General features: G+C 62.9%; 13 protein-coding genes. 9 read left to right on the top strand and 4 right to left on the bottom strand.

The features are described 5' to 3' along the window. Positions 1-141 precede the first annotated feature (141 nt). Together AB5Y91_RS11365 and AB5Y91_RS11360 are read left to right on the top strand one after the other, a co-directional pair. Positions 142-1,503: a leucine-rich repeat-containing protein kinase family protein gene (locus AB5Y91_RS11365; protein ID WP_368169831.1), complete on the top strand. Its 1,362-nt coding sequence runs from the start codon at positions 142-144 to the stop codon at positions 1,501-1,503. Between the two features lie 161 nt (positions 1,504-1,664). Beyond that, positions 1,665-2,312 (top strand): thiopurine S-methyltransferase, encoded by a 648-nt coding sequence (locus AB5Y91_RS11360; protein WP_368169830.1) that lies wholly within the window; start codon positions 1,665-1,667, stop codon positions 2,310-2,312. A gap of 313 nt (positions 2,313-2,625) precedes the next feature. Here AB5Y91_RS11360 and AB5Y91_RS11355 read toward each other — a convergent pair whose 3' ends face one another. Continuing rightward, positions 2,626-5,400: an insulinase family protein gene (locus tag AB5Y91_RS11355; RefSeq protein ID WP_368169829.1), complete on the bottom strand. Its 2,775-nt coding sequence runs from the start codon at positions 5,398-5,400 to the stop codon at positions 2,626-2,628. A 162-nt stretch (positions 5,401-5,562) separates the two neighbouring features. Here AB5Y91_RS11355 and sixA point away from each other — a divergent pair, with 162 nt between their 5' ends. The 3 genes from sixA to AB5Y91_RS11340 all read left to right on the top strand — a co-directional run bounded on the left by sixA (position 5,563) and on the right by AB5Y91_RS11340 (position 7,489). Continuing rightward, complete coding sequence (gene sixA / locus AB5Y91_RS11350) at positions 5,563-6,030, top strand: phosphohistidine phosphatase SixA (protein WP_025326806.1); 468 nt, start codon at positions 5,563-5,565, stop codon at positions 6,028-6,030. A gap of 133 nt (positions 6,031-6,163) precedes the next feature. Then, on the top strand, positions 6,164-6,370 hold the full coding sequence (locus tag AB5Y91_RS11345; protein ID WP_005324080.1) for a DUF1107 domain-containing protein: 207 nt from the start codon (positions 6,164-6,166) through the stop codon (positions 6,368-6,370). Positions 6,371-6,568: 198 nt separating this feature from the next. Continuing rightward, positions 6,569-7,489 (top strand): DMT family transporter, encoded by a 921-nt coding sequence (locus tag AB5Y91_RS11340; protein WP_368169828.1) that lies wholly within the window; start codon positions 6,569-6,571, stop codon positions 7,487-7,489. A 47-nt stretch (positions 7,490-7,536) separates the two neighbouring features. Here the strand turns inward: AB5Y91_RS11340 and AB5Y91_RS11335 are convergent, their stop codons facing one another. Next, entirely contained in the window at positions 7,537-9,153 is a 1,617-nt protein-coding gene (locus AB5Y91_RS11335) for a peptide ABC transporter substrate-binding protein (RefSeq protein ID WP_368169827.1), read from the bottom strand. 362 nt (positions 9,154-9,515) lie between these two features. Here AB5Y91_RS11335 and fbp point away from each other — a divergent pair, with 362 nt between their 5' ends. Next, the gene (fbp, locus tag AB5Y91_RS11330) at positions 9,516-10,550 is read left to right on the top strand and encodes a class 1 fructose-bisphosphatase (RefSeq protein WP_025326809.1); all 1,035 of its coding nucleotides are present in this window, start codon (positions 9,516-9,518) and stop codon (positions 10,548-10,550) included. 80 nt (positions 10,551-10,630) lie between these two features. Here fbp and mfd read toward each other — a convergent pair whose 3' ends face one another. Further along, positions 10,631-14,083, bottom strand: coding sequence for a transcription-repair coupling factor (gene mfd / locus AB5Y91_RS11325; protein WP_289983360.1), 3,453 nt, complete (start codon positions 14,081-14,083; stop codon positions 10,631-10,633). Between the two features lie 40 nt (positions 14,084-14,123). Further along, entirely contained in the window at positions 14,124-14,699 is a 576-nt protein-coding gene (locus AB5Y91_RS11320) for a PilZ domain-containing protein (RefSeq protein ID WP_106886938.1), read from the bottom strand. A 312-nt stretch (positions 14,700-15,011) separates the two neighbouring features. Here AB5Y91_RS11320 and AB5Y91_RS11315 point away from each other — a divergent pair, with 312 nt between their 5' ends. From AB5Y91_RS11315 to lolE, 3 genes are all read left to right on the top strand, one after another. Further along, positions 15,012-16,247 carry a lipoprotein-releasing ABC transporter permease subunit gene (locus tag AB5Y91_RS11315; RefSeq protein ID WP_139745702.1) on the top strand — a complete coding sequence of 412 codons (1,236 nt, stop codon included), beginning with the start codon at positions 15,012-15,014 and terminating at the stop codon, positions 16,245-16,247. Positions 16,248-16,344: 97 nt separating this feature from the next. Continuing rightward, on the top strand, positions 16,345-17,043 hold the full coding sequence (gene lolD, locus AB5Y91_RS11310; RefSeq protein WP_042650389.1) for a lipoprotein-releasing ABC transporter ATP-binding protein LolD: 699 nt from the start codon (positions 16,345-16,347) through the stop codon (positions 17,041-17,043). After that, positions 17,043-18,284 carry a lipoprotein-releasing ABC transporter permease subunit LolE gene (gene lolE, locus AB5Y91_RS11305; RefSeq protein WP_106886935.1) on the top strand — a complete coding sequence of 414 codons (1,242 nt, stop codon included), beginning with the start codon at positions 17,043-17,045 and terminating at the stop codon, positions 18,282-18,284. The genes lolD and lolE overlap by 1 nt, the downstream gene beginning before the upstream one ends. Positions 18,285-18,343 lie beyond the last annotated feature (59 nt).

Here is an 18,343-nt window from a genome sequence, read left to right as displayed (position 1 = left end):
GATTAAATATAATAAAGGGGCGATCTTAGCCCCCAATTCTCTATAATGCCCCCTTTAAAACCGCCGGGCCCATGTCCGGCGGTGCCATATGGTCTGCTTTAGCGCCGCTAGGCAGGGCCACGACAAGATTGAGAAATGGTTATGCATACCCTGGAACAGCTGCGCGCGGGCGAACTCTGCGGCGCTCGCCACCTTAAGCTCGCTGAAAACCTGACGGTTTTCCCCCCCGAGATTTTTAGCCTCAAAGAGACACTGGAGGTGCTGGATCTCACCGGCAACCAGTTGAGTCGGCTTCCTGACGAGCTGGCCGAGTTCAGCAAACTGCGCATCATATTCTGCTCCGAGAACCGCTTCACCGAGTTGCCCGAGGTGCTGGGGCGCTGCCCGGCACTCACCATGGTGGGCTTCAAGGCCAACCGGATTGCTACCGTCTCGGCCGCATCCCTGCCTGCAGGCTTGCGCTGGCTGATCCTGACCGACAACGCCATCGAGCAGTTACCCGACGAGCTGGGCCATTGCCCCGCCCTGCAAAAGTTGATGCTCTCTGGCAACCGCCTGCGCGAGCTGCCGGCAAGCCTTGCCAACTGCCATCGTCTGGAGCTGCTGCGCATCGCCGCCAACCGGCTGGAGGCACTCCCCGAGTGGCTGCTCGGTTTGCCGCGCCTCGCCTGGCTGGCCTATGCAGGCAACCCCTTTAGCGACGAGCAGGAGCGCCGACTCGGCGAGACGGCAGTTGCGGCCGAGATCCCCTGGCAGGCGCTGACGTTGGGGGAGCAACTGGGGCAGGGGGCGTCCGGCGTTATCCACAGCGCAGCACTGCGCTCCGATGAGGGGACGCAGGGGGTGGCGGTCAAACTCTTCAAGGGGGCCGTGACCAGCGATGGCCTGCCTCGCTGCGAGCTGGCGGTGTCGCTCGCCGCAGGCAGGCACCCCAATCTCATCGGGGTGGCGGGCCGAGTCAGCGATCACCCCTCCGGCATGCCGACCCTGGTGATGACGCTGATAGACCCCCGGTTTGTCAATCTGGCCGGGCCGCCGAGCCTGGACTCCTGCACCCGGGATATCTATCCGGCGGATCTGACCTTCACCCCGAACGTCCTGATTGCCATGGTGCAGGGGGTGGCCGCCGCCGCCCGCCATCTGCATGAGCGGGGGATACTGCACGGGGATCTCTACGCCCACAACATGCTGCACTCTCTGCTGCACTCTGTTCAGGAACAGGGCCGGGTGCTGCTCGGGGATTTCGGCGCCGCCTCCTGTTATGACGGCGCCGACCGCAAGCTGGCTGCCCGGCTCGAGTGTCTGGAGGTCAGGGCCTTTGGCTGCCTGCTGGAGGAGCTGCTGGCGCGCTGCCACCCCAATGACGAGGCGCTTGGGGCGCTCCACTCACTAGCCGAAGCGTGTCTCCTGGCGGCTGTGTTGCAACGCCCCTCGTTTGCAGAGATTGCTGCCCGGATAGACGCCGTGGCGACCACCATGGTGGCGGAGCCCATCTGTGCATGAGCCAGGCCGCCTGGACGTCACCGGGCCGTCGCTCCCGATATAGACCCTGACCAGGATGAATATCTCGTTTGCAAAAAGGCGGGGCAGGGGGCAACAAGGGTTGCGCCGCCCCGATGAAGTTGTGATATTGATGCATCATTGCAGATGACGAGAGGATGATGATGGAAGCGGCGTTTTGGCATCAGAAGTGGAAAGAGAACCGGATTGGCTTTCATCAGGCAGATTTCAACCGCTGGCTGCAATCCTGGTGGTCGGCCCAGCAGCAGGGTGAGCCCGTGCTGGTGCCCCTGTGCGGCAAGTCCCGCGACCTGCTCTGGCTGAGCGGTCAGGGGCATCCGGTGGATGGTTTCGAACTCTCGGCCCTGGCCATCAGCCAGTTTTTCAGCGAGAACGGCTTGACCGAGGCACTGACCGAGGTGGGCCCCTATCGGTGTCACCAGCACGACGATCTGCGCATCTATCAGGGGGATTTTTTCGCCGCCCCTGAGCTGGGGCGCCGTTACCGGCTCGCCTACGACAGGGCCGCCCTTATCGCCCTGCCGACGGCCATGCGCCGCCAGTATGCGACCCTGATGAGCCGCATGATGGAGGCGGGTGGTCAGGTGCTGCTGGTGACCCTCGAGTATCAGCCGGAGCAGCAGGTGCAGCCGCCGTTCTCGGTGGGAGAGATGGAGGTGCGTACCCTGTTCGAGCGCGACTTTAGCGTGGAGGTGCTGGGGCGCGCCGCCGAGCTGGATCACCCCAGGGTGCTCTCGGGGCAGCTCTCCTATTTCGATGAGGTGGCTTATCGCCTGATCCGTCGGGGCTGAGGTGACAATGTGATCCCGCCACTGAAGAGGAGAAGCGAGCTTCTTTACCTCCTTTGACATAGATCAACGTGACAAATCGGGGGAATGCCTAAGATGAGGCTGTTTCTCAATCACTGCAGGTGTCGACCGATACGCTCTGGTTTGAACCATTCGGCCGTTCATCGACTCAGTGTCTGATTTTCACGCTCATGTTCACTTTTGGCGGCCCCGGTCGCAATTGATTATGGTTTTTCCAGCCGACCCCCAGGGGTCGGCTTTTTATTGTCTGCAATCTGTCGTGGGGCGGGGAAATGGGACGGGTATCGAGGCCCGATCAGGCCTCGAAGGTGGCGGCATTGAGCCGGAACGCCTTGGGATCGTCGATGAACTGGCCGGTGATCCGCTCGTCGTGCTCGTGGCCCAGGCCATAGCTGCAGAGGATCAGCCGATCCGAGGTACGCGAGCGCAGCTGGGTGATAAAGCGCACCAGATCGGCGCGGCTGAGCCTGCCCACCTCCTCGCGTACCCGCTCCCGCTGATCGAAGCCCAGATCCTTGTTGCCTATGCTGACCCAGAGCCGCTGGCCGCGGCTGCGCAGGTTGGCATCCCGCTCGCTGAGCTGGGCCTGCAGGCCCGCCTTGCTGTCCTGCCACTGCTGCTCGGTGAACTCCAGCATGGCCAGCGGGAAGAGATCGATGAACTCCTCCACCGCGTCCAGCAGGATCTGCGGCCCGGCCACCGGCGACTGTATATAGAAGATGAGGCCGGGATGACGGTTGAGGGGCAGGTTGCCGGCCCCCACCACGTAGCCCAGTTGCTGGCGGGTGCGCAGCTCGTGGAAGAAGGTGGAGGACATGATGTGGTTGGCCAGGGTGAAGCAGGCGAGATCCCGCGCCCGGGTGGTGCGGGACTGGTAATAGACCAGGAGCGCCGAGTCTTCGTGATCGCACCCCTGCTCGCGAATGAGGGTCCCTCTGTCCTGGATGGAGATGAGGGGGCGGCGGGTCTCGGCACTGGGCTGGCTGCTGACGCCGAGGTGACGCTCCAGCAGGGCGGCCAGCTCAAGCGCCTCGGCGGCTGTCCAGTCGCCGTGCACCAGGGTCTCTATGTGCACCTCGGCAAAGAGTCGGGCGACGAAGTCGGGCATTTCGTCGAGTGCTATGGTGCGCAGATGACGCAGCAACTGCTCGAACGGCGGGTTGTTCGGTTGCAGCAAACTGGTGAGCTGGTTGAACAGCTGGGAGATGGGCCTGGTCTTGGACTGGTTCTCCCAGTTGCGGATGAGCTGTTCCTTGATTTCGCTGAAGCGAGCCGGATCCGGATAGCCCAGGGTACGGTTGCCGAGGATCATGTCGAGCAGCAGCGGCAGCTTGTCGGCAAAGCCGCTCAGGTTGATGGTAAAGCCCCCCTGATGGGCATAGATCTGGTAGCCGAGCCCGGCGAGTTCGGCCGGGTAGGTGAGGGCATTGAGGTGATCCGTGAGCAGCTCCACCGCCAGCCTGGCCATGGCGATGTGGCGCGGGCTTCTGACCGCATGCTCGCTGTCGATGGAGATATAGAGGCTCCCCTTGGGCACCCCAAACAGGTGCTCGTGCAGGTGCCAGAGGCGAAAGCCGGGGCGGTCGACCAGGCAGGCCGGCATGTCGGCACTGAGGGACGGCGTTCTGGCATCGAGGCGGTTGCTGATAAAGGGGTTGGGGGAGGGCAGGTGCAAGGCGGGATCCGGCTCGCTCTGCTGCCAGCGGATCTTCTCGGCCTCGGTGATGGTCTGGACGCTGTAAGGAGTCTGATACCAGCGGGCCAGGCGATCCGTGCTCACCTCCGGCGCCTGTATGGTCACGCGCAGGTTGTGGGGGGTCAGCTTGGCGAGGAAGCGCCGGATCAGGGGCTCATCGTACTCGCGCATCATGTAGTCGCCGTGGAGCAGATCGTCCGGGGCATAGCTGAACAGGTTGAGTACCAGCCCCGAGACAGTGTCCAGCGCCCGGCCTCGCTCCTGGAACCGGAAGGCGGATTCCAGCACGCTGCGCTTCTCGTCATAACGCCAGGCTTGCAGGCCATGGCGTTCGATGAGTTTCAGGTAGCCGAACAGGGCGGCGATGATGTCGTCCACATGGGCAAGCCCGAGGGGCGTGAGACCGAAGCTGATGCCGAAGTCCTTGAAGTTGGCGCCGCTGATGCCGCCTCCGGCGGCGAGCTGGTTGACCCAGCCTCTCGCCTTGAGCAGGGAGAGCAGGCTGCCTTCCCCTTCGTAGCCGATGAGGTGGCTCAGGAAGGTGAGGGGCTTCTTGTCGTAGAGGGCATCCACGCTCGGCAGCGGGAAGGTCAGCGCCAGCTTGCGGGTCTCCTTGACTGGAGCTATCTGGATGCGGATGCCGAGATCATCGAGCCGGTAGAGGGGCGCCGTGAGGGCGGGGGGGCCCAGGCGGCGATCCGGAATTGTGCTGAAGAAGCGATCACACCACGCCAGCTGGGTTTCTATGGATGCCGGAGAGAGCATTACCAGCGCCATGCGATCCGCACTGTAGTGGCTTTCGTAGAACGCTATAAGGTCGGAGCGCAGATCCCGGCCGGGCAAGTCCGCCAGGGTATCCAGGTTGCCGACCGAGAACTTGGAGAAGGGGTGGGCCGGGTTGACCGTCTCCTTGTGCACCTGATAGCTGCGGCGCACATCGTCCTGCAACTTGAGGCGGTATTCGGAGTCGACCGCGTTGCGCTCCTTGTCGACCCACTCGGGGGCGAAGGTGGGGCAGATGAAGAACTGGGAGAAGCGATCCAGCCCCGCTTCGAAGAAGCCGTTGTCGATGTCGAAGAAGAAGTTGGTGAACTCGGTGCCGGTCCAGGCGTTGTTGCTGCCCCCGTGGCGGCTCATGAACTGCTGGTATTCGCCGGGTTTGGGATAAGTACGGGTACCGAGGAACAGCATATGCTCAAGGAAATGGGCCATGCCCTGGCGATCGACAGGGTCATCGAAGTGGCCGGTGTTGACGGCCAGGGAGGCGGCCGATTTATCGGTCTCGGGATCGCAGATCAGCAAGACCCTGAGCCGGTTTGCCAGCTCCAGATAGTGATACCGCCGATGGTCGTTGGGACTGGCATATGGGCTCATTGGGGCGTGACTCGCGGTGAATTTATTTGAATTTAAACATGATTATCGACCTCGCTATCTCACGAGGCAAACCCTTTTCTGAGAGGTAGCGCAATTGTTTCCCCCTGCATGGCGGGGTAAGATCCCCCCGCTATTTAAACAGGCCCCCTGGGCGAGGTTGTAATGAAAATCTACATCATGCGTCATGGCCAGGCTGGCATGAACGCAAAGACTGATGAACAGCGTCCACTGACCGAGCAAGGCATCGAAGAGTCCATCCACATGGCGAGCTGGTTGGCCCCTCAGCTGGCCGGCTCCCTGAGCCTGGTGATCCACAGCAACTACCTGCGTGCCAGACAGACCTGGCAGGCCATCTCTGCCGAGCTGCCCGAGGCCCTCAAGGTCGAGGAGAGCGGCGAGATCACCCCCTATGGGGATCCGGCCTTCGTGGCGAGTTATCTCACCGCGCTGGCGGCGACCCACGACAACATCCTGATGGTCAGCCACCTGCCCCTGGTCGGGTATCTGGTGCAGAGCCTCTGTCCGGCGGCGGGTGCGCCCATGTTTGCTACCTCGGGCCTGGCCTGCATCGAGTGGCAAGATGGCAAGGGGGCCTTGCTCTGGTTGGAAGGACCGCATACAATACGGTAAAAGTTAATAAAAAGTTACAGATTGGTTTTTTGGGGAAGAGAGAGTCGATTTTTCCGGTTTTTTATACAAATTTAACGGAATTATCTCGCATAAGCTGCTGTCATACGGATACAACTGCAAGAGGTTGCAAACGATGAGAGTGTTCAAGAAGTACCTGCCACTGATGGTGGCAAAACATGTCAAAACCTTCTTCAAGGGACGGATCTACATCCACGGCAGGGGGCGCTTCGATTTCCAGTCGGGCCTGCTGATGATGCCACTGCAAGCCGATATTCCCCACCGTCAGACGGTGCTCGAAGTCAACGAGCTGATATCGAGGCTGCACATGGATGCCGCTTGAATCGCATCTATGGTGTCATCTCCCCCTCATGCCCGCCCAGTGCGGGCATGATTGCATCTGGGCCTCTGTGACAACTCTCAGGCCTCTTCAAATCGATTTTCGAATAAGGTTGCCGCGCCCCGCATCAGGGTGCTTGCTTATCCTGTTTGCCTCTCTATACTCCCGCGAAATATCCGCCCCCTTTCTCTGGACATAGCGATGCCCCTTGCTTTCCTGTTCCCCTTCTCCTGCATGGCCATCTGGGCCGGCAACGGCATCGTCAGCAAGCTGGCGGTGGGGGTGCTCTCGCCGGCCGCCCTGGCCTGGTCGCGTTGGATGGTGGCGGCCCTGGTGCTGACCCCCTTCCTCGCACGGCGGGCCTGGCGCATGCGTGACAAGCTGCGGGCCGGTTTCTCCCGGCTGGCCATGCTGGCCCTGCTCGGCATGGTGCTGAACCAGACCTTCGGCTACTACGCGGCCCAGACCCTGGGGGCCACCGAGATCGGGCTGATGATGGGGCTGACCCCGCTGATGACGGTGCTGCTCAGCATCTGGCTGCTGCGCGAGCGCCCCACCTGGGGCGCCCTCGTTGGAGGCGTCATCTCCATCCTGGGGCTCGCCATCCTGTTGGGGCAGGGGGATCCAACCCGCTTGTTCACCCAGGGCATTCACATCGGATCCGTCTACATGCTGCTGTCGGCGGCCACCTATGCGCTCTACAGCGTGCTGCTCAAGCGCTGGGATCTGGGGCTCGACAACTGGTCCATGCTCTACGGCCAGGTGCTCTGCAGCCTGCTGTTCCTCACCCCCTTCTACCTGCTGGTGGATGGCAAGTGGCCGGATGGCAGCGCGCTCTGGCTCATCCTCTATGCGGGGATCCCGACCTCGGCCCTATCCCCCTGGCTTTGGATGCAGGGGATAGCCCTGCTCGGGGCCAGCCGTACCGCCATCTTCATGAACCTGTTGCCTGTGATGACGGCGGCCCTGGCCATCAGCTGGCTGGGAGAGACGCTCACCAGCTATCACCTCATCGGCGGCGGCATGACACTGCTGGGGGTGCTGCTGGCACAGCTGCTGGTCAAGCCCGTGGTCGTGCGGCGGCGGACCCGGCTCGCGATGGCCGGCTGCCAGGAAGATTGAACGAAAAGACCGCCCTTGGAGGCGGTCTTTTGCTATCTGGGGGGCGCTTACTGCGCCGTCAGATAGAGGTCTTTGGCATAGACCAGATCTTGCGGGTTATGGTAGGGGTAGCCCTTGACGAAGGGCTTGAGCAGCCGTGACTTCACATAGAAGTAGACGGGGGCTATGGGGGCCTCCTCGTCGATCAGCGCCTCGGCCTGCTGATAGAGCCGGTTGCGCTCGGCCGGATCCTTGGCGTCATGGGCCTTGGCCAGCAGGGCGTCGTACTTCTTGTTGAACCACTTGCCGCTGTTGGCGCTGCTGTTGGAGGTCATGATGTCGAGGAAGGTGGAGGCATCGTTGTAATCCCCGTTCCAGGAATAGCGACTGACCCCGAAATCCCCTTCGTTCAGGGCCGAGACCATGGTCTTCCACTCCATGTTGTTGAGCTCGGCCTTGACCCCCAGGTTGTGTTTCCACATGGAGGAGATGGCCAGCGCTATCTTCTTGTGCCCCTCGTTGGTGTTGTAGAGGATGTCCACATCCAGCGGATTTTGCGGCCCGTAGCCCGCCTCGGCGAGCAGCGCCTTGGCCTGTTTGATGCGCGCCTCCTTGCTCATCAGCTCGCTGGCCGGGCGCTTGAGCTCGAAGCCATCGACGCTCGGTGGGGTCAGGCTGAATGCCGAGAGCTGTCCCTGTCCCAGGATCTTCTCCGTGATGGTGTCTCTGTCTATGGCAAGGGAGAGCGCCTTGCGCACCCTGACGTCGTCGAAGGGTTTGCGCTGGGTGTTGAACACGTAGTAGTAGGTGGCGAGCATGGGGGCGCTCACCAGATCGTCCGGGCTCTGGCGCTTGATCTGCTGATACTGCTCCAGGGGATAGGTGGTGTAGTGCAATTCGCTCGCGCGATAGCGGTTGTAGGCCGCGGTATCGGAGACGATTTCGAGGTAGATCACCTTGTTCAGCACTGTGTGCTCATTGTCCCAGTAGTGGGGGTTGCGCTCGGCGATGAGCCGCTCGTTGGGGGTCCACTCCTTGAGGGCGAAGGCGCCGTTGGAGACTATGTTGCCCGGCTTGACCCACTCGTGGCCGAACTTCTCTATGGTGGCCCTGGGGGCCGGGAAGGTGGTGTAGTGGGAGAGGGTCTTGAGGAAGAAGGGGACAGGGGCCTTGAGGGTGATTTGCAGGGTGTGATCATCGATCGCCTTGATCCCCAGGGCATCCGGGCTCTTCTTGCCCTGCACCACCTCGCTGGCGTTGGCGACGCCGGTCAGCTCGATGAACCAGGCGTAGTTGGAGGCGTTTTTGGGATCGGCCGCCCGTTGCCAGCCATAGACATAATCCGCCGCCGTCACCGGCTCGCCGTTGGACCACTTGGCATCGGGTCTGAGCTTGAAGGTGTAGATTGTGCCGGTGTCATCGAGCTCGTAACCGAGTGCCCCGGCCGCCTGCAGCTTGCCGTCGCCATCCAGGGTGTAGAGCCCCTCGAACAGATCGTTGACTATGTCGCTGCCCGCACTCTCTTCCACCATCTGGGGGTCGATGGAGGCGGGTTCTGTGCCTATGTTGCGCACGAAGGTTTGCTGGGCACTGGGTAGCAACTTGGTGCCTGCGGGTACCTGGGCCGCCAGGGCGGGGAGGGAGATCAGGGCGGCAACCGCGCCGGCAATGAGAGTCCTTTTCATTGAATATCCTTATGTTTTTTTGCTTCCAAAGCCGAGCCAGTGTGCTGGATTGAGGAGGAGATCTCAAGAGGGGGGAGCGGCGGACGCCGGGGGAGAGAACCGGATGGGGAGGGGCGGGGTGAAATGGCATTATTGTCACGAATTAACATGATAAAAGACGCCGATTGAAGCCCGATTTTCAGCGCTAAGCCCCCTGCTGACGGGGTTTTCTGGCGATTTATACGGCGGCTTAATTCGCTGCAAAAACAAAAAACAGGCGTTACATTAGGTTACAAAACAACGCTGCCGAGGATCGGCACTTTTTTTGCCGACACTTGCAAACGTTTTCAACGGCCAACGGAAACGATCTTAAAGGAACAAGAATGCGAAACATGATCACCATGGGCGAGTTCATCGTCAAAAAGCAGGCGGACTACCCTACCGCGACCGGCGAGCTGACCTCCTTGCTCAGCTCCATTCGTCTGGCTGCCAAGGTGGTGAACCGGGAGATCAACAAGGCGGGGCTGGCGGACATCATCGGCTCCATGGGGGCCGAAAACGTGCAGGGGGAGGTGCAGCAGAAGCTGGATGTCTACGCCAACGAGCGCTTCAAGGCGGCGCTGGAGGCCCGTGGCGAGGTGTGTGGCATGGCATCCGAGGAGGAGGAGGACTTCGTCTCCTTCGATTCCGAGCTCTCCCGTCACTCCAAGTACGTGGTGCTGATAGACCCCCTGGACGGCTCCTCCAACATAGACGTCAACGTCTCGGTCGGGACCATCTTCTCCATCTATCGCCGGGTCAGCAAGCCGGGCGCCGGGGTGACCCTGGAGGACTTCCTGCAACCGGGCAACCGCCAGGTGGCCGCCGGTTACGTGGTCTATGGCTCCTCCACCATGCTGGTCTACACCACGGGCTTCGGGGTCAACGGCTTCACCTACGATCCTTCCATCGGTTGCTTCTGTCTCTCCCACGAGAACATCCGCATCCCGGAGGAGGGCAAGATCTACTCCATCAACGAGGGCAACTACATCAAGTTCCCGGACGGGGTGAAGAAGTACCTGAAATATTGCCAGGAGCGGGACGAGGCGACCCACAGGCCCTACACCTCCCGTTACATTGGCTCTCTGGTGTCGGATTTCCACCGCAACCTGCTCAAGGGCGGCATCTACATCTATCCGTCCGGCACCAACTCCCCGAACGGCAAGCTGCGCCTGCTCTATGAGTGCAACCCCATGGCCTTCCTGGTGGAGCAGGCCGGTGGCAAGGCGTCCGACGGCTTTGGCCGCATCATGGACATCCAGCCCACGGCGCTGCACCAGCGTACCCCCTACTTCGTCGGCTCCACCAGGATGGTGGAGCGGGCCGAGGCCTTTATGCGTGAGTTCTCCGCACACGAGGATCCGGCCAACCAGGGGTGATGCCCGGATGTCGTGCCAGCGATGAGCAGATAAAAAACGGGAGCCAATTTGGCTCCCGTTTTGTTTGGCACTCGCTGCCACTAGAGGCTGTTGTTGGCGAGATCCGTCAGCAGGGCATCCACCAGTTTCAGGCGCATGGCTCTGTCCTGGTTCGGTACCTGGAAGCGCAAGCGGGTAGGTCCATCCATTTTATAGATACGTGGCTGGCTGGAGAGCAGTTTTACCAGATAGGTCGGGTTGACGCGGGTCTCCTGGGTGAAGTCCAGGTAGCCGCCGCGATCGCTCATCTCCACCCGGCGAATGCCAAGGGCCGTGGCCCGCTGGCGGAAGGCCGCGATCTCCATGAGGGTCTTGGTCGGCTCAGGCAACAGGCCGAAGCGATCGATGAGCTCCACCTTCAGCTCGCGCAGCTCCTGCTCGTCGGCGGCGCTGGCGATGCGCTTGTACATGGAGAGACGCATGTTGACGTCCGGGATGTAGTCGTCCGGCAAGAGGGCGGGCAGGCGCAGCTCCACCTCGGTATGCTGGCTCATCAGCTGCTCGAGGGACGGCTCCTTGCCATGTTTGAGGGCCTCCACCGCCTGCTCCAGCATCTCCATGTAGAGGGTGAAACCGACCGATTCGATCTGGCCGCTCTGATCGTCCCCCAAGAGCTCGCCCGCGCCCCGGATCTCCAGATCGTGGGTGGCGAGAGCAAAGCCGGCCCCGAGATCTTCAAGGGAGGCGATGGCTTCGAGCCGCTTGGCGGCATCCTTGGTCATCAGCTTGGGATGGGGGGTGAGCAGGTAGGCATAGGCCTGGTGGTGGGAGCGGCCGACCCGGCCCCGCAGCTGGTGCAACTGGGCCAATCCCAGGTGATCCGCCCTGTCCATGATGATGGTGTTGGCGCTCGGCACGTCTATGCCGGTCTCTATGATGGTGGTGCACACCAGCAGGTTGAAGCGCTGGTGGTAGAAGTCCGACATGATGCGCTCAAGATCGCGCTCGCGCATTTGGCCGTGGGCGATGCCGATGCGCGCCTCCGGCACCAGCTCGGCGAGATCAGCCGCGCACTTCTCTATGCTCTCGACGTCGTTGTGCAGGTAGTAGACCTGACCGCCCCGTTTGAGCTCCCGCAGTACCGCCTCGCGTACCACCGCCGGCTCGTGCTGGCGCACGAAGGTCTTGATGGCGAGCCGCTTGGCGGGCGGGGTGGCGATGATGGAGAGGTCCCGCATGCCGGACATCGCCATGTTGAGGGTGCGCGGAATAGGTGTTGCCGTGAGGGTGAGGATGTCCACGTCGGCGCGCAGCGCCTTGATCTTCTCCTTCTGGCGCACCCCGAATCTGTGCTCCTCGTCGACGATGAGCAGCCCCAGATCCTTGAAGGTGAGGTCGGAGCCGAGCAGCTTGTGGGTGCCTATGATGATGTCCACCTTGCCATCGGCCAGCTCCTTGAGCACGGCCGTCTGCTCCTTGGCGGAGCGGAAGCGGCTCAGCACCTCCACCCGTACCGGCCAGTTGGCGAAGCGATCGCGGAAGTTGTCGTAGTGCTGCTGGGCCAGCAGTGTGGTGGGCACCAGCACGGCCACCTGCTTGCCGCCGTGCACCGCCACGAAGGCGGCGCGCATCGCCACCTCCGTCTTGCCAAAGCCCACGTCGCCGCACACCAGCCGGTCCATGCTCTTGGCCTGGCACATGTCGCCGAGCACCGCATTGATGGCATTGAGCTGATCCTCTGTCTCCTCGAACGGGAAGCTGGCGGCAAACTGGCGGTAGCTCTCCTTGTCGTGCTTGAAGGCAAAGCCGGCCCGCGCCGCGCGTATGGCATAGACATCGAGCAGCTCGGCGGCCACGTCGCGCACTTTCTCCGCCGCCTTGCGCCGCGCCTTGACCCAGGCCTCGCCGCCGAGCTTGTGGCTGGGGGGGTTATCCGAACCCGTGTAACGGCTGATAAGGTGCAGGTTGGTGACCGGCACGAACAGCTTGTCGCCACCGGCGTACTCCAGGGTGAGGAACTCGGTGGGCAGGCCGCCGGCATCCAGGGTCTCGAGCCCGAGATAGCGGCCGACCCCGTGATCCAGATGCACCACGGGCTGGCCCTGGGTCAGCTCGCCGAGGTTGCGGATCACCGCATCCGAGCTCAGGTTCTTGCTCTTCTCCCGCTGCCGCTTGCTTCTGATCTTGCCGCCGAGCAGCTCGGTCTCTGTGATGAGGGCCAGGGCCTCTGCCCCGGCAGGCTCGAGCAGGAAGCCCCGCTCCAGCGGACTGACCAGCAGGCCATGACGCGCCTTGCTCCCGACGAACTCCTCGAGGGAGGCGAACTCCTTGGGTTGCAGGTTGATCCGTGCCAGCAGATCGCCTAGCCCCTCGCGCCGCCCCTCAGACTCCACCGCGAACAGAGTGCGGCCGGCAAAGCCTTGCAGGAACTGGCTGAGGGCCAGCAGGGGTTGCTCCTTGCTGTGATCGAGCTGCAAGTCGGGCAGGGGGGCTATGGGCAAGTCGTGCTGGCCCGCGCCGCCGTCGGTAGCCGCCTCCTGCAGGCGCACGGCGCCGTACTGGCCGAGGGCGGCGAAGAGCTGCTCTACCGGCAGGTAAATTTGCTGGGGAGGCAGCAGGGGGCGGGTATTGTCCCAACGCCTGTCTTCATAGCGCTGGCCTATGTCGTTCCAGAAGCGCTGGGCCGCCGGGTAGATCTCCCCCACGGTGAGCAGCAGGGTGTTGTCTGGCAGGTAGTCAAACAGGCTGGCGGTCTGGCTGAAGAAGAGCGGCAGATAGTATTCGATGCCGGCGGGCCAGCGCCCCTTGCTCACCTCCTGATAGACGGATCCCTCCGCCCGCGACAGCTCGAACTGCTCGCGGAACTGACCGCGAAACAGCTCGATGGCGGCCTCGTCGGTGGGAAATTCCCGGGCGGGCAGCAGGCTGACGCTCTTGACCGGCTCGCTGGAGCGTTGGCTCTCGGGATCGAAGGGGCGGATGGAGTCCACCTCATCGTCGAAGAAGTCGATGCGATAAGGGCGGCTGCTGCCCATGGGGAAGAGATCCAGCAGGGAGCCGCGGGCGGCGAACTCACCGTGTTCCAGCACCTGCTCCACCGCCACATAGCCCGCCTCGGCCAGCCGTCCCCGCAGCTGTTGCAGGTTGAGGCGCTGGCCGCTGGTCACCATCAGGCTGTATTTGTCGAGATAGGCCTGGGGCGCCGTGCGCAGCATCAGGGTGGAGATGGGTACTATCAGCACGCCGCTGCTCATCTGCGGCAGCGTATAGAGGGTCTCGAGCCGCTGGGAGATGATGTCCTGATGGGGGGAGAAGGTGTCGTAGGGCAGGGTTTCCCAGTCCGGGAACATCAGCACGGGGCAACCCTGATCGGCCAGCAGGAAGCTGAGCTCCTGTTCGAGGCGCAGGGCGCTCGGGGTATCGGCGGTCACCAGCAGGACGGGGCGGTTGGCCTCCCGGGTGAGGCGGGCGGCAACCAGCGCCAGGCTGCTGCCGACCAGCTGGCCCAGGGTTATTTTCTGGCCCGCTTTGGCGGGCAAGGCGGGGAGTTTCATTGGCATCGTTCGATTCTTTTAACGTTGACGTTGGCTGTGATTAGCGCTGACGCTCTTGGGCACGCAGTTTGAGCTGCTTGGATTGCACATGCAGGCTGGCACGCACCAGCAGCTCCCTGTCATCCTCGCGGATCCGCACATAGTCGAGCACCACATGGGTGCCGTGCTCGCCGGGCTCCCGCTGCTTGACTTCGCCATAGCAGTAGACGGCGGAGGCCTCTTCCCGCAGGAAGATCTTGAGTCGTACCAGCTGGTGCAGCTGCGGCGGCTCGCCGTGGCCCTGGCGCGGGTGCAGGTAGGTGAGCTGGCCGGCGCCAAAGCGCAGGGTGTGGAAGCGATGCTCGGGGTGATCCTGCGCCGCCAGCACGAAGCCCATGATCATGTCGATCTTGCGGGACTGCTGGTTGATGATCTCCACCAGGTCGTGCATGGACTCGTTCTGGTTGCGCAGCAGGCGGCTGCTCACCAGATCGATGGAGGTGATGGCGGAGGCGATGCGAAAGGGCTCGGGCAGCTCGGCATCAAGGGCCTCCAGCGTCGGCAGGTGAAAGTCGGCCGGCATGGGGATCACATTGACCGGCGTGGCATGGGTGACGCTGAAGAACTGTTCCTGCATGGAGGCTATCCCTTGTTGTCATAGACGATTTCTAACGGCGCTGTTGACCTTGCCCCGCGGCGGCGTCCCCGGCCTGGCGTGAGACGCCATGTCTGGCCGTACCTTGGGTGCTCCCGTCACGACGGGACGCGCAACATGGCGGCGGGGGCCTGCGCATTGGGCGAAACATGGCGCCATGGGCTGCCTTTAAGGCTCAGGAGAATGGGCCATTGCGCCTGCCCTGGCGTCATCTGCTGCGGCAACGCGGCTTGCGTTGAGGCGTCAACAGACCCTATTATCCGGCATCTTATTTTGTTGGCAACGTAGATATCCTTGAAGACTGGACTTTTTCAGCCACTCTCGCTGGCCATAGGCCTGCGTTATGCAGGCTCACGACGCAGTAACCGCTTCGTCTCCTTTATCTCCCTGTTTTCCACCTTTGGCATCGCCATCGGGGTTGCGGCCCTGATGGTGGTCATTTCGGTGATGAACGGTTTCGAGGGGCAGCTCAAGGGGCGCATTCTCGGGGTGATCCCCCACGTGGTGGTGACCAATCCGGCGGGGCGCATCGATGCCCATCCGCCAGGCCTGCCCGATCTCGACAAGCTGCCCCACGTGGTGGCCACGGCCCCCATGCTCGACAGCGAAGGCATGTTGCAAAGCCCGGGCCAGCTCACCGGCGTGAGCGTGCAGGGGATAGACCCGGCCCGCTGGCCCAAGGATGACATCCTCCATGCCCAGATGCTGGGGGGACGGCTGGACAGCCTGCAGCGCGGCCAATACCACATAGTGCTGGGGCAGGGGGTGGCCAACCGCCTCAAGGTCTCCATTGGCGACGAGGTGCGTCTCATCCTGACCGAAGGGACCCGCTTCACCCCCTTTGGCCGGGTGCCGGCCCAGCGGCTCTTCACCGTCTCCGGCATCTTCGGGGTCGGTGCCGACGTGGACAGCCAGGTGGCGCTGATTGCCCTTGGGGACGCCCAGCGCCTGCTGCGCCTGCCCGAGGAGACGGTGGGCGGCATCCGCCTCTGGCTCGACGATCCCTTCGCCGCCGACGAGGTGGTGAAAACCGCGCTGCCGGACGGGCTGGAGTGGCAGGATTGGCGCCGGGAGCGAGGTGAACTCTTCCAGGCCGTGGCCATGGAGAAACGCATGATGGGGCTGATGCTGGTGCTGATCATCGCGGTCGCCACCTTCAATATCCTCTCCGCCCTGGTGATGGTGGTTACCGACAAGGAAGGTGAGGTCGCCATACTGCGTACCATGGGCATGAGCGAGTCGGGGATAGTCAAGATTTTCATGGTGTTGGGGGCGTCGAGCGGCGTCATCGGCGCCCTGTTTGGCGGTCTGGCGGGGCTGGCCCTGTCGTTCGGACTCAACCCCCTGCTCGATGCGGTGGGGCTCAACCTCTATATGGCGGCGGGGGGCAGCGGTCTGCCGGTCATCGTCGAACCCGCCCAGGTCATGACCATCTTGCTGGGTGCCGTGCTGCTGAGCTTCAGTGCCACCCTCTATCCGGCGGCCCGTGCGGCCCGGGTCAAACCGGCCGAGGCATTACGTTATGAATAGCGCCGTGAATCCATCATCTTCTGTTGTTACCTCCGGTGCGAGTGCCGGCGTTGTGACCGGTGCCAATGTTATCACCGGTATAAGTGGAGCCCCTGTTATGAATGAACCCCAGTCCTGCGAGCCTCTGCTGCGCTGCCAGGCCCTCAACCATGTCTATAAAGAGGGCAATCTGGAGACCCAGGTGCTCAAGGGGATAGATCTCTGCGTCGCCCCCGGCGAGATGCTGGCGGTGGTGGGGAGCTCGGGCTCGGGCAAGACCACCTTGCTGCACCTGATGGGGGCGCTGGACAACCCCTCGAGCGGCGCCGTGCTGTTCAAGGGGCAGGACATCCACCACTGGGACAGCAAGACCCAGGCCCGTTTTCGCAATCAGGAGCTGGGCTTCGTCTACCAGTTCCACCACCTGCTGGCCGAGTTCACCGCGCTGGAGAACACCGCCATGCCGCTGCTGATCGCCGGCGAGTCGGTGGCGAGCGCCACCGACAAGGCGACCCGCATGCTGGGACGGGTGGGGCTCTCCCATCGTCTCAATCACAGGCCTTCCGAGCTCTCCGGTGGCGAGCGCCAGCGGGTGGCCATCGCCCGTGCCCTGGTCAACGAGCCTAGCCTGGTGCTGGCGGACGAGCCCACCGGCAACCTGGATCACGCCAGTGCCACTGCGGTGTACGAGCTGCTCTGCGAGCTCAACCGGGAGCTGGGTACGGCCTTCGTGGTGGTCACCCATGACTTGAGCCTCGCCGCCAAGCTGCACCGCCGGGTGACCCTGGTGAGCGGCATCATGGCGGAGGTCGCCTGATGTTCAAGCCGCTGCCCCTCTTTCTGGGCCTGCGTTACAGCCGCTCCCGCCGTCGCAACGGCTTCATCGCCTTTATTTCCGCTTCTTCCCTGATTGGCATAGCCCTCGGGGTGATGGCCCTCATTCTTGGCCTCTCCGCCATGAACGGCTTCGAGCGGGAGCTCAAGAACCGGGTGCTCTCGGTGGTGCCCCACGGGGAACTCATCGGCATGGAGGCGCCGCTGCCCGACTGGCCGAGGCTTAGGGACTACCTGCTGGCCCAGCCCGGGATCGAGGCCGCGGCCCCTGTCATCCGCCTCGATGGCCTGCTGGAGCACGGCTCCGCCATCAAGGGGGTGCAGGTGCGTGCCGTGCTGCCCGAGCTTGAGGCGAACCTGTCGGATGCGGGCAACTACATGACGGGGCTGGGGTTTCGTGAACTGCAGGCGGGCGAGCACGGGGTGATCCTCGGCAAGACCATAGCCGACAAGCTAGGGGTCAAGATAGGTGACCCCGTGACCCTGCTGCTGCCCCAAGGGGGAGACGAGACGGGGATCAAGAATCCCCGGCGGGAGACCCTGACCGTGGTGGGGCTGCTGGAAATAGGCGGCCAGCTCGACGGCGTGCTCGGGTTCATGCACCTTGCCGATGCCCAGTCCATCACCGGCATGGGCAGCGCTGTGGAGGGCTTCAGCCTCAAGGTGAACGACGTGCTCAAGGCGCAGTCCATCACTGTGGCGGCCGCCCGCAAATTCCCGCACTACGTCTACATCAGCAGCTGGATGAGTCGCCAGGGGTATCTCTATCAGGACATCCAGATGGTGCGCACCGTCATGTACGTGGTGATGCTGATGGTGGTGGCGGTGGCCTGCTTCAACATAGTCTCCACCCTGGTGATGGCGGTGAACGAGAAGCGCAGCGAGATCGCCATCCTCAAGACCATGGGGGCGAGCCCGGGCCAGATCCGGCTCACCTTCGTCATCCAGGGGATGGTGAACGGGGTGGCGGGCGCCTTGCTCGGTGCCCTGCTGGGGGGCCTGCTTTCGAGCAAGCTGACCCAGATCCTGGGCGTTATCGAGAAGCTCATCGGCCATCGCTTCTTGAACCCGGACATCTATTTCATCGACTTCCTGCCGACCGAGCTGCACATGCAGGATCTGGTGATTGTGACCAGTGCCGCCATCCTGATGAGCCTGCTGGCCACCCTCTATCCCGCCTGGCGGGCCAGCGGTCTGGTGCCCTCCCGGGAGCTGGGTCACTGATCCGTGAGCCAGGTTTGCCAAGCCTGACAAGATGCTGAAAAAGAGGGGCCCGCCGGTGC

This window comes from Aeromonas sp. R4-3 (assembly GCF_040908275.1).
Classification (GTDB): Bacteria; Pseudomonadota; Gammaproteobacteria; order Enterobacterales; family Aeromonadaceae; genus Aeromonas; species Aeromonas rivipollensis.
Note: the sequence above shows the minus strand (reverse complement) of the source record. Positions and strands in the feature narration are given on the sequence as shown.